The sequence below is a fragment of the Limnobacter alexandrii genome, from assembly GCF_005871185.1.
GTDB classification, from domain to species: Bacteria; Pseudomonadota; Gammaproteobacteria; order Burkholderiales; family Burkholderiaceae_B; genus Limnobacter; species Limnobacter alexandrii.
Map to the genome: position 1 here is coordinate 727,337 of NZ_SWKN01000006.1, position 11,791 is coordinate 739,127.

Annotated in this window: 13 protein-coding genes; 7 read left to right on the forward strand and 6 right to left on the reverse strand. The window is 53.4% G+C overall.

What is annotated here, in order from left to right:
• Window positions 1-2 precede the first annotated feature (2 nt).
• The 3 genes from FCS97_RS03685 to FCS97_RS03695 are packed head-to-tail and all read right to left on the reverse strand — an operon-like array spanning window position 3 to window position 3,079.
• On the reverse strand, window positions 3-767 hold the full coding sequence (locus FCS97_RS03685) for a histidine phosphatase family protein (RefSeq protein WP_138516697.1): 765 nt from the start codon (window positions 765-767) through the stop codon (window positions 3-5).
• A gap of 6 nt (window positions 768-773) precedes the next feature.
• Window positions 774-1,850 (reverse strand): phosphotransferase family protein, encoded by a 1,077-nt coding sequence (locus FCS97_RS03690; RefSeq protein ID WP_138516699.1) that lies wholly within the window; start codon window positions 1,848-1,850, stop codon window positions 774-776.
• Window positions 1,850-3,079: an acyl-CoA dehydrogenase family protein gene (locus tag FCS97_RS03695; RefSeq protein WP_138516701.1), complete on the reverse strand. Its 1,230-nt coding sequence runs from the start codon at window positions 3,077-3,079 to the stop codon at window positions 1,850-1,852. The genes FCS97_RS03690 and FCS97_RS03695 overlap by 1 nt, the downstream gene beginning before the upstream one ends.
• 84 nt (window positions 3,080-3,163) lie before the next feature.
• Between FCS97_RS03695 and FCS97_RS03700 the strand changes: the two genes are divergently transcribed.
• The 4 genes from FCS97_RS03700 (at window position 3,164) to FCS97_RS03715 (ending at window position 6,178) form a co-directional block, all read left to right on the forward strand.
• Window positions 3,164-4,285 (forward strand): SMP-30/gluconolactonase/LRE family protein, encoded by a 1,122-nt coding sequence (locus FCS97_RS03700; protein ID WP_138516703.1) that lies wholly within the window; start codon window positions 3,164-3,166, stop codon window positions 4,283-4,285.
• 31 nt (window positions 4,286-4,316) lie between these two features.
• Complete coding sequence (locus FCS97_RS03705) at window positions 4,317-4,823, forward strand: Dps family protein (protein WP_138516705.1); 507 nt, start codon at window positions 4,317-4,319, stop codon at window positions 4,821-4,823.
• A gap of 90 nt (window positions 4,824-4,913) precedes the next feature.
• The gene (locus FCS97_RS03710) at window positions 4,914-5,462 is read left to right on the forward strand and encodes a sigma-70 family RNA polymerase sigma factor (protein ID WP_138516707.1); all 549 of its coding nucleotides are present in this window, start codon (window positions 4,914-4,916) and stop codon (window positions 5,460-5,462) included.
• Window positions 5,459-6,178, forward strand: a complete 720-nt coding sequence (locus FCS97_RS03715) for an anti-sigma factor (RefSeq protein ID WP_138516709.1) — start codon at window positions 5,459-5,461, stop codon at window positions 6,176-6,178. The genes FCS97_RS03710 and FCS97_RS03715 overlap by 4 nt, the downstream gene beginning before the upstream one ends.
• A 68-nt stretch (window positions 6,179-6,246) precedes the next feature.
• Here the strand turns inward: FCS97_RS03715 and FCS97_RS03720 are convergent, their stop codons facing one another.
• Together FCS97_RS03720 and FCS97_RS03725 are read right to left on the reverse strand one after the other, a co-directional pair.
• Entirely contained in the window at window positions 6,247-8,031 is a 1,785-nt protein-coding gene (locus FCS97_RS03720; protein WP_138516711.1) for a DUF4394 domain-containing protein, read from the reverse strand.
• Between the two features lie 88 nt (window positions 8,032-8,119).
• Window positions 8,120-8,830 (reverse strand): Crp/Fnr family transcriptional regulator, encoded by a 711-nt coding sequence (locus tag FCS97_RS03725; RefSeq protein WP_138516713.1) that lies wholly within the window; start codon window positions 8,828-8,830, stop codon window positions 8,120-8,122.
• A 142-nt stretch (window positions 8,831-8,972) separates the two neighbouring features.
• On the opposite strand from FCS97_RS03725, the gene FCS97_RS03730 reads away from it, so the two are divergent.
• Window positions 8,973-9,494: an Mpo1 family 2-hydroxy fatty acid dioxygenase gene (locus FCS97_RS03730; RefSeq protein WP_138516715.1), complete on the forward strand. Its 522-nt coding sequence runs from the start codon at window positions 8,973-8,975 to the stop codon at window positions 9,492-9,494.
• 19 nt (window positions 9,495-9,513) lie between these two features.
• Here the strand turns inward: FCS97_RS03730 and FCS97_RS03735 are convergent, their stop codons facing one another.
• Window positions 9,514-9,885, reverse strand: coding sequence for a DUF1840 domain-containing protein (locus FCS97_RS03735; protein ID WP_138516717.1), 372 nt, complete (start codon window positions 9,883-9,885; stop codon window positions 9,514-9,516).
• 51 nt (window positions 9,886-9,936) lie between these two features.
• On the opposite strand from FCS97_RS03735, the gene FCS97_RS03740 reads away from it, so the two are divergent.
• Window positions 9,937-10,479, forward strand: coding sequence for a hypothetical protein (locus FCS97_RS03740; RefSeq protein WP_138516719.1), 543 nt, complete (start codon window positions 9,937-9,939; stop codon window positions 10,477-10,479).
• Entirely contained in the window at window positions 10,479-11,789 is a 1,311-nt protein-coding gene (locus tag FCS97_RS03745; RefSeq protein ID WP_138516721.1) for an MFS transporter, read from the forward strand. The genes FCS97_RS03740 and FCS97_RS03745 overlap by 1 nt, the downstream gene beginning before the upstream one ends.
• The last annotated feature ends 2 nt before the right edge of the window (window positions 11,790-11,791 follow it).

Consider the following 11,791-nt stretch of genomic DNA (forward strand, 5'->3'; position numbering starts at 1 on the left):
GATCAGCGATACGAGATCAAGCCATTGGGTTTGGTGGCGAACGCTTCCAGCCCATTGGCCTGGTCTGCCAACACACCGGCAATTTCACCTTCAAAGTGGGCTTGCTCGTTGAAGCTGGCCAGGCTGATTCCGCGTTGTCCAAACAACAGCTTGCTGACACTGCAATTGGTGATCATCCAGTTCAAGTTGAATGCATTTGTATCGGGCAATTGCAACAGGTTTTGAGCCACAGCCGTAATTGGCCCGCCGGAAGTGAACACCACCACATTGGCTGAACCTGTGCCCTGTTTCAATTGCATGGCTTGCGCGGTCACCGAGCCCAAACCCGTCATGACACGGGTTTTGAATGTGCGCCAACTTTCGGGGTAGTCGGAGTCGTGTTCTCCACTCACCCAACGCGCAATCGCTTTCTCGAAAATCTGCTGGAAGGCCTTGCGGGGGTCTGCGTTTTGCATCACCTGTTTTTCGAATGCATCGGGGTCGTCGTATTGTCCAATCAACGCTTGCAAAATCGCCTCATGGTCATACTCATTCAAACCGGCATGTTGCACAGGGTCTTGAAATACGCCATAGGTACTTGCAAAAGCCTGCGCTGTTTGCAAATGCCGGTTCATGCTGCCGCTAAAAAAGCCATGCAGACGAATTTTTCGGGCCTTGAACCAGGCGCCCAACTGTGCAGCTTGCAGTTGCCCAAGATCCGACAGATTGTCGTAATCAGCGCTGTCGAAACTGGCTTGCCCGTGACGAACCAAATAGATTGTTCCCATGCGTGTTTAACCTGATTTTTTGATCAGCGACTTACAACGCCAATCAAAATAATTCACCATAATCCAGAAGTTTTTGAATGCCGGGTTGCGGGTTTGCTTGTGGTAATAGCGGTAATAAATTTGCTGTGCAATCACGGCGATTCTGAACAAGCCAAACACTTCGTAGAAAGTCCAGTTGTTGGTGTGTATCCCGGTTTTTTGCATGTAGTAATCCACCATTTCCTGGCGGGTCATCATGCCAGGCAGGTTCGATGGCTGGCGTTGAAGCATCTTCATCAAGAAGTTGTCATCGCCCTGCACCCAGTATGTGATCACACTGCCCAGGTCCATCAGCGGGTCTCCCACCGTGGCCAGTTCCCAATCCAGGGCGCCAATAATTTCGGTGGGGTTGGCAGGGTTCAGCACCACATTGTCCAGACGCCAGTCATTGTGAATCATGCACAGCTTCACATCCTCCGGGCAATTCAAATCAAGCCAGCGCCGCACCTTGTTGAATGAGCTCACATTCCAGGTGCGTGCCTTGTCGTAGCGTTGGTTCCAGCCGTCCAGCTGGCGCCGCGTGTAACCTGCACCTTTGCTGAGGGTATTCAGTCCGTTGGTGTGAATGTCGATTTGGTGTAGCTCGATTAGCCGATCAAGAAAGTTGATGCTGAGTTGCCGGGCCTGCTCGCGATCCAGCTGCACACCGCGCGGCATGTGCTTGCGCGGAATAATGCCCTCAATGCGATGCATCACGTAAAACTCACTGCCAATCAGCGATTCATCCGCACAGTGCCCCACCATATTCGGCACATAGGGGTACACCGGTTTTAACAGGCTTTGAATGCGAAACTCGCGCCCCATGTCGTGCGCACCTTTGGCTTTGGTGCCTTTCGGGGGGCGACGCAGTATCAAGTCGGCTTCCGGATACTTCAGCCGGTAGGTCCAGTTGGAAGCGCCACCGGAGTATTGTGTCAACTCCGGTTTGTCACTCAGGGCAAGGCCTTGTGTGCGAAGCCAGCCAGTGACCACATCGGTATTTAATTCTTCGCCTTGTCGAACTGCAGTGCCTACGTCCAAAACCGATTTTGCTGAATCAGTCATTATTTGAAACCCCGCTTCATCAACTCGATGCGGGCAATCACACCCTTGTGCACTTCGTCCGGACCATCGGCCAAACGCAGGCTACGCGCTTGAATGTAGAAACCGGAAAGCGGAGTGTCCCGGCTTACGCCTGCCCCACCATGCATTTGAATGGCCATGTCCACCACTTGCTCCAGCACGTTGGGCGCTACCACTTTGATTGCAGCGATCTCGGTCATGGCGCCCAGTGCACCAAGCTGGTCGAGTTTCCAGGCTGCATACAAGGTCAGCAGGCGTGCCTGATCAATTGCCAGGCGTGCTTCAGCCACGCGTTCACGGTTGCCTCCCAGGTTGATTAGAGGCTTACCAAATGCCACGCGTGAAATACCGCGTTTGATCATCAGGTCCAGCGACTCTTCAGCTGCACCAATGCAGCGCATGCAGTGGTGAATGCGCCCTGGGCCCAAGCGACCCTGCGCAATCTCGAAGCCTTTGCCCAAGCCCGCAATCACATTGCCCAGGGGCACGCTCACATTGTTGAACTCCACCTCACCATGGCCATGTGGTTCGTCGTAAGTGCCGAACACGGGCAGCATGCGCTTGATGGTTACGCCCGGGGTATTCAAAGGCACCAGCACCATGGTGTGCTGGTGGTGTCGGTCTAAATCGGGGTTTTCGGTGCGCGCCATGACAATGGCAATTTTTGCACGCGGGTCGCCAATACCACTGCTCCACCACTTGGTGCCGTTGATCACCACTTCATCGCCCTCCAGCGTGGCGGTGGCTTGCATATTGGTGGCGTCGCTGCTGGCCACGTCGGGCTCGGTCATGCAAAATACAGACCGAATTTCACCTGCAAGAAGAGGCTCTAGCCATTCTTTTTTCTGCTCGGCATTGCCATATTTCCACAGCACTTCCATATTGCCGGTGTCGGGCGCATTGCAGTTGAACACTTCGGGCGCCATCAGGCTGCGGCCGGTTTCCTCGGCAATCAGTGCGTATTCCATGGTGCTCAGGCCCGCACCCAGTTTGTCGTCGGGCAAAAACATATTCCACAAGCCTGCTTCGCGTGCCTTGCTTTTCAGGGCTTCCATTTCAGGCGGAATGCGCCAGTTGACCCATTCTCGCCCATTGCACTGGGCCTCAATTTTGTCCCAGTAAGCCGCCTCTAGCGGGGCAATTTCGGTTTGCATGAAGGCGCGTACGCGCTGTACAAAGTCTTGCGCCTTGGCGCTGGGTTCGAAATTCACAACGTGTCTCCTGATTATTTTGGCGGTTCGGCTTGTTTCCTCCGATATCATCCATGCTAACGGAAATTACAAGGTGTCAACAATATGCGTGCTTTGGGCAAAGTTTTGATTGCAGTGGTTTTGCTGCCAGTGGCTGTAATTGGTGGAGTGGTGGTGTTTGGTTCTACGCCTGTGGAACCCGTGGCCTGGAAGCCAGCACCCATGCCCAGCCTTACTTCCGGACCCTACGCAAGCAACAGTCTGCTTGAGAAAGCTGAAGTATTTGGTACTTACAATTTGTTACAGCCCGAGTCGATCGCCCCGGGGCCCGATGGTTTGCTGTACACCGGCATGAACACCGGCGAGATTGTTCGCTTTGATCCCGCAAAATTACAGGTTGAGCAAAGCCCCCAAACAACACCCTTCGATTTGATTGCCAACACGAAGGGCCGCCCTTTGGGCTTGGTGTTTCACCCGGATGGATTTTTGGTGGTGGCCGATGCAATCAAGGGTTTGTTGAAAGTGACACTGCAGGGAGAAATCACTGTGTTGTCCACTGAATCGCAGGGCTTGCCCTTCAAGTTTGTGGATGATGTGGCAGTGAGTGCCGATGGGCGATACGCCTATTTTTCAGATGCATCGAGCAAGTTTGACTTGAACAATTATGTACTCGATGTGCTTGAACACGGATTGAACGGACGTTTGCTTCAATACGATTTTCAAACCGGTGAAACGAAAACATTACTCAGCGACTTGCAATTTGCCAACGGTGTCACAACGTCGAAAAATGGCGATTATGTGTTGGTGAATGAGACCGGAGAATACCGGATTGTGCGGTATTGGTTACAAGGTGAGAAGGCAGGAACCAGCGATATATTCGTCGAAGGGTTGCCTGGATTTCCCGACAACATTCGCACCGACACAGACGGCAATTACTGGGTGGCCATACCCAGTTTACGTGACCCCTTGCTGGATTCACTGGCCGACAAACCCGCTGTACGAAAAGCAATGGCAAAATTGCTCAACTATGTGGAGTTTCCGATCAAGCCCAAGGCCATGGCGTTGGCCATCAATCCCGAGGGTACCGTGATCGCCAACCTTCAAGCCGTGAAGGCCAGTGATTATTACTACTACATCACGCAGGTCACCCCCTTTGATGGCAAACTGTACTTCGGGTCGGTGCACATCAACGGGGTGGCAACTATTTCCAATCCCTTGGGTCTATGAAATATTCATTGTTAAGCAAAGGAGCTTCCTGATGGCAAAAGCAGCCGCAAAAAAACCTGACATGCCTTCGATCAACATCGGTATTCCCGATGCCAAGCGTGCCGCGATTGCTCAGGTCCTTAGCCGCTTGTTGGCCGAAACGTACACCCTGTACCTGACCACGCACAACTTTCACTGGAATGTGACTGGCAAAATGTTCAACACCTTGCACACCATGTTTATGGGGCAGTACACCGAGATGTGGAATGCGGTGGACCCCATTGCCGAGCGTATTCGTGCATTGGGTTTTCACGCGCCGGGTTCTTATGCCGAATTTGCGAAGCTGAGTACTTTGAAAGACGCCCCTGCCAAGCCGCCCAAGGCCATGGAAATGGTGGAAATTCTTGCCAAGGGCCACGAGGCGATTGCACGCACTGCCCGTGAAATTTTCCCGATCATCGAAGACGGCGATGATCAACCCTCTGCGGACATTCTGACGCAGCGCATGGATATTCACGAGAAAACCGCCTGGATGCTGCGTGCCATGCTTGAGGACTGATTCAGTTTTTACTGATAACCCAAGCGGGTGGGCAAACCTGTTTTGCCCTTTTCTTTGCATCTGTTTGACCTTGCAGCGAGTAGTGTTAACGTGACCGAAAAATATTCTCCTGACCCCAGCGACTTTGACTACGAGGCGGCGCTTCTGGCCTGCGCGCGCGGTGAGAAGTTTGCATTGCAGGCCATTTACGCACGTGACAGCCGTTGGCTGTTTGCAGTGGCCTATCGAATTGTGAAGCGGCGTGAATTGGCTGAAGAAGTTTTACATGACGCCATGGTCAAGGTTTGGAACCGTTCTCGGTTATACTCACCCGCCCTGGGATCGGCTCGCGGTTGGGTGTACACGGTGGTGCGTAACCAAGCGTTGAATGCTGTACGCAAGCGGCTGATGGAAGTGTCTACTGAAGAGCATGACGTGCCGGAATTGTCGACCAATGACAATCAGGAATTGGCCCAGGAAGCAGAAAAGCTCAGTGTGTGTTTGGGGAAGCTGGATGAAACCAAGCGCAACGCCATCGTGCTGGCCTTTGTGGATGGTTATACCCATGAGCAAATTGCAGAACGATTGAATTCGCCCCTCGGCAGCGTGAAAAGCTGGATACGCCGGGGATTGTTGAAACTGAAGGAGTGTTTGTCATGACAGAGACGACGCAGACAGAAGCCAAGATTGTAGAGGCTGGCGAGTACGTGCTCGGCGTAATGACAGACGCTGAGCGACAGGATTTCGAGCGGCGCTTGAACCAGGACCCCGAGCTGGCCAAAGAAGTGAGCAGCTGGACTGAACATTTCGCCGCCATGTCCAGAAAGTTTGAGCAAGAGCCCGTCAGCGCGAAAGTGTGGGCAAAAGTAGACCGTTCAATTGCTTTGAACGGTGAAAAAACTGCCGTAGCGGGCTCTTCGCCTTTCTCCTGGTTGTGGAAAGGTTGGGCTGTTGCAGCAAGCACTGCTGCGGTGGTGTTGGGTGTGCAGTTGCTGGGAGCAGGCCAAGCGCCCAATGATGGCCCACGTTATGTTGCAGTGATGAAAAGCCCTGACAAAACCACTGAATGGTTGGTTGAAGCCATGCCGGATGACACCATTCGCGTGTATCAAATCGGTAATCTTCCAATTGAAGGCAACCCCGCGAACATGGGCAAAACCCTGCAATTGTGGACCAAAGCACCCTCGGATCCCGGGCCTACCTCATTGGGGCTGATGGAATGGGGCAAACCCATGGTGGTGCGCGCGGACAAGCTGCCTGAACTGGTCGAAAAACAGTTGTTTGAAGTGACGCTGGAACCGGCAGGTGGGTCGCCCTTGGGCAATCGCCCATCCGGTGAAATCATGTTCATCGGGACAGCGGTGGCGTTGAAGTAAATTCGATAGCGTGAATAAAAAAACCCCGGTCTTTTGAACCGGGGTTTTTTTATGTCTCAACAAGCACATTATTGCTGGTTGTAAATGATTGCAAGATCACGAAGGTCCGATGGTCCAGTGCTACCACCAATCTGGTTCGTGGCACCTGCGCCAATCAGCGCGCTGGCTGCACTTGCAGCACCACTGCTCAAGTTGATGTCAAACAGGCTGTATGGTCCGGTTGTACCGACACGTCCTGCAATCACACGGGCACCATCGTCACCACCCACCACATCAAAGCCGGCAAAGTTGTCCAAGGTGCTACCGATCGCACCAATTTGCCTGAGCAAACCGGTGTTTGGCGGTAGCTGTTGCAGCAATGTTGAATTGGTCGCATCAATGTCAAACATTTTTGTAGGTGGGGTCGGGCGGATGGTCGAGGAGAAGTTTCGGGTGTACGCAATTTGCGTCACGCTGAAATCCGCTGCTGCTGGTGTTGGCGCACCAGCGTCTGGTCGAAGGTCTCCGCCAGCGGGGTCTCCACCCGGTGCAGCCGTCTGGTCTCGTTCTATGATGGTTGCACCCGTGTCTACATTGATACGATAGTTTTCACCATCACCAATACCAGAGCTGACCAGACGCAAGCGATCCGCTGCAGGATTGAAATCGATGCTGTAATTTTTACTGGCATCAAATACCAGTGCGGGGCCCATTGCGATTGCATTGGTCAATTCGGATGCCAGTGTGGCCTCGCCCGATTCGGGATCGATGGTGTACAACTTGCCATCCGTGCCGTTGCGCACAAAACCATACAGCTCGCCAGTGGCTGGGCGTACATCGATGCCCAGCAACTGGTCGCCGGTGGCCAAACCAGTCACCGCAACCGGAGTGGTAATTGTGTTTGGTGTGCGCAAGGTGAAGCTGAACAGGGTTGGTGCAGTCAAAGTTCCGTTCAATCCAACCACAGTCGGGTTTTCGTTCAGTTCAACAGCCAGCCCGATCACATTGCCAGTAATGTTCACATTGCCAACAAGCGCGGCCGCGTTGGTCGCGATGGGCAATGTCTCTGCGGGGTCAGGAATACGCACGGTGTACAAACCCTTGCTGCCGCCCACGGTCAGCAGTGCGTAGCCCACATTCGTTTCCGGATCAATATCGAATCCATTGACAGCAGTTGCAGTCACACCCAGCGGTGCAATGTCGGTCAATGTTCCGGGGTTGGCATTTTGTTGAACCAGTCGGCCATTGACTGTGTCGATGTCAAACAGGCGAGTGCTGCTGGTGCCGTCGAATGAGTTGGTGTACGCCGCACCTGTGGTTTCGGCATTGGCTGGGCCACCGTTAATTTCCAGGTCGGTGATGGTTTGCCCGGCTGTTTTTGTGGGCCTGCGATCCTCGTCCAGGAAAATGCGCAAGTTCTGTCCAGCGTCACTCACGACGCGCAATGCATCAGCGGCTGGGTTGAAGTCCACACCAAAATTGTCGCCCAACAAAGTGGTGTACGCGGCATTTCCAGGGGAGTCATCAGCAGGGTCAGCTACCAAGGTGGCAATGAAAGTCAATGCGCCGCTTGTTGTGTTGGCGGTGTAAACACGCCCTACATCGCTCGCATCTTTGGTCACGACATACAGGTTGCCGTTGAAAGGGCGGAAGTCCATGCCAATGGCTACTTCGCCGCTGGTCATGAAACCACTAAGCTGGGTGCTGGTTCTAAGTTGCGTCGGGTTGTCCCTGTTTAATGATGCCAACTGGTTTGCGTCTGTCAGCAAGAACACATCCCCGGCACTCAAGGAAAGGTTGTCATCATCCGAAAAACAACCACCTAACACCAAACTGGACAAAGCCAGCGCCACAAATTTTTTCTTGAATTTCATTTGAATCCCTCTGTCGTTAATGCCTGAAACAGGTGTCAAACTACAAGTCGACACAGAGGGAACACCGGGTGGAGGGTTTTGGATGCAGCTAGTTGATCTGGCCCTTTTGTTTCAAACCCTCAAGATTCAGAATTTCAATATTTCCCCGTCCCAATTGCAGCAAACCTTCATGCTCAAGTTCTTTCAGCATTTGGTTCACTGTTTGTCGTGAAATGGACAGCATGGCCGAGAGTTTTTCTTGCGACACGTGAAGGGTTCTCGCACTCACCGTGCTGCTGTCCGATCGTATGCCATAGCCTTCTGCCATTTGCAGCAAACGGCGCGCCAGGCGCATCGGAGTGGGCAGCAGTGCCGCGTCTTCAATGGCCCCAAAAATAAGGCGTACTTTCTGGGTCAAGAGCAGGCCAAATTCGCGCCAGTAATTGGGGTTCTCTGAAATCAGTTGGTCCAGCAGGGCCTGCCGCACATGAAATACGGTGGCAGGTCCATCGGCCAGGGCATCGTGGGTTCTGGGTTGACGGTCAAACAGGCAAATTTCGCCAAACCAGTCGGGCGGGTCAATCAGTGTCAGGATCACGTGCTTGTCTTCCGCACCATGTTTACTCGCGCCCACAATTTGAACCGACCCGCTGAGCACGGCATACAAACCATCAGCACAATCGCCCCTCGAGAACAGGCGTTGGCCGTTCTGGAATTGGCGAAGTGCCCCGTGTTTTAGCAAAGCCTGTTGAAGATTGCCGGGCAAACTGGCAAACCACTTTCCGCGGTTCAATATTTGTTGAATGTTGTGTGTTTGCATTGTTGTTTTGTCATGTCTCCACCTTTGTTACTAAATTAGCATCAAATGTCAGGCAATTGACAGACCTTTCAGGCTTGATTTGTAACCATAAGCGCTCAAAATCAAATATTTAGAACAATTGCCGCTTCAAGGAGAGTACGCCATGAGAACGTTGGTCGACCAATTGGCAACCTATGCCACATACCACCGTGACCCACGCAACATTGCCACGCACTTTGTCGGCGTGCCCATTATTGTGCTGTCGGTGCTTATTTTGCTGTCGCGCGTATCAGTCGATGTGGCCGGTATAGCGGTAACGCCAGCCTTGGTGGTTTTTCTGCTGTCAAGCCTGTTTTATCTCAAGCTCAGCCTCACCTACGGTTTGGCCATGTTTGTCATTCATGGGGCTTTGTTGTTGATTGCGGGGCACTTTGCAACGCTGAGTACCATGGCTTGGTTGGGCGCGGGCGTGGGAATTTTTGTGGTGGGCTGGATTATCCAGTTCGTCGGCCATTACTACGAGGGCCGCAAACCCGCTTTTGTCGATGACGTGATCGGCCTGGCCATTGGCCCATTGTTTGTGGTGGCCGAACTGGGGTTTTTGGTCGGTTTGGGCAAGAAAACCCAAGCGCAGGTTGAAGCCATTGCAGGGCCTGTGCGCCGCCGCGAAGCAGCGAGCGCTTAAAACACTTTGAGGGGGTTCATCAGAACCCCCAATGCACATCCACTTCTTTTTTTGCTGCTTCTTCCAGCATTTTCAGCAAAGGGTAAGCCCTTTGTTCAAGGCCCACATGGTTTTTCAGGGCAATTTTTTCCTCAGCGCTTAGTTCATCTTCGTCAATCGGGTTCTCTGCACGGGCCATGCGTTCGGCATTCACGGCGGCAACCAATTGCGCATGCGCATGGGCCAGGTCGCGCGGCTCAATCACGCCCCGCTCGCTGGGTTCAATGCCCATGATTCGAAACAGTTGATCGGCATTGGACTTGAACATCACAATGTCGCCGGCTGCTTTTGATTTGAATTTCACAATACCCATTCTGTTCACACTCTGGTTATCACTGCTATTGATCTGCATCAAGTACCCCTACAATGGAGCACCTGCCTAATTTTCGCCTCAAAGCGCCTCATGAAAACAGCCTTTGCTCAAAGCCGTGCACTTTTTGTCTCCCTGCTTGCATTATGCGCCCTGGTGGCCTGTTCTCCCCAGTTCAACTGGCGCGTGGTGCCCAATACCGACATCGGCTACATGGCCACTTTCCCCGACAAACCCGCGCAGGCCACCCGGACCATGGACTTGATTGGTTTGCAGGTGCCTTTGACCTTGCATGCGGCACAAATTGAAGGCCTGTATTTTGCGGTGGGCACCGTGCCTTTGCAGGGCGAATTGGCCGGGCAAGGTACAGCCTTGCGCGATGCTTTGGCCCAGGCAGTGGCCAACAACATTGCAGCGGGCAAAGCAGAAGTAAAACCCATTCAATGGCTGGGTAAAACCGTTCATGAAATGTCGATGACAGGGAAGTTGCCAACAGGCGAAGCCGCTTTTGCACAAGCCCGTTTTTTTGAGCATCAGGGAACTTTGTACGAGGTCATGATGATGGGGCCGGGTGAAGCCGCCAACCCTGATTTTTCCACCTCCTGGTTTGGTGGCTTTTCCCTCTTGGGGCAGTAATGCAGTACAACCCCGACAATGTATCGCGTGAAATTGGGCCCGATGGCGTTGAGCACATGTATGTCAGCGGCAGCCTGGCCATGCGCATGTTCATCATTTTTGCAGCTGCGTATGTGATGTCCTATGCGTTTCGGGCCATCAATGCGGTGATCGCTCAGCCACTGGTGCAAGAGTTGGGTTTGAGCGCAGGGCAGTTGGGGTTTCTGGCTTCAGCCTATTTCCTCTCGTTTGCCATCATGCAGTTGCCGGTCGGCGTGATGCTGGATCGCTATGGCCCGCGCCGCGTTGAAGCCGTGTTGATTGGTTTTGCCGCCTTGGGTGCGCTGCTGTTTGCAGTAGCTGACTCCTACCTGGTGTTGTGGCTGGGTCGTGCCTTGATTGGTGTCGGTGTATCGGCCTGCTTGATGGCAGCCGTCAAAGCCTACTCCCTGTATTTCAGGCCACACATGCAGGCCAGCTTGTCGTCATGGATGCTGGTGGCCGGGTCGCTGGGCGCACTCACGGTCACCACGCCTGTAGAGGCCGCTTTGCCCGCTTTGGGTTGGCGCGGTGTGTTCGGTGTGGCCGCAGTGTTGTGCGTGTTGGCTGGGTTGGCGTTGTGGTTTGCATTGCCAGCCTTGTTCAAGCCCCAAAAAACCCAATCGGTTGCCGACATGGCCCAGGGTTACAAGGCCATTTACGCACACCCTCACTTTTGGCGTGTCGCGCCTTTGGCCATGATTACGCAGGGTGGTTTCATGGCGTTTCATGGTTTGTGGGTGGGCCCGTGGTTTACCAATGCAATCGGCTTGAGCAACGCGCAGGCTGCGCAAAACATGTTCTGGATTTCTGCCGTGCTCATGCTGGGGTATTTGGCGCTTGGTTTTTTAACGCGCAGGGTGTCCAAGGCTGGTGGTGATGAAGACCAAATCATGTTGATTGGCATGGGCCTTTCCCTGGTGGTGTTTGCCGTTCAAATTGTGCAGGGCGCGCAGTCCAGCCTCTGGGGGTGGTTGATTCACGCTTTCCTGATTTCCTCGGGCATCATGACCTATGCCACCTGCAACAAGCCTTTTCCCAAAAAGCTCACGGGGCGCTCCAGCACAGCGCTGAACTTGCTTATTTTTATTGGCGCTTTCAGTATTCAATGGGGCATCGGCATCGGCATTGATGTTTTCGTTGCCATGGGGCTCAACAACACCGATGCCATGCGTCTTTCTCTGGCCATTTTGTGGGTGGCGCAATTGTGCAGCTGGATTTGGTATGCTCGACCAGGGCGTAAGGTCAGTCATCTGATCCCGTTTGGAGCGGAACAACAACATCGGGGGTGAGC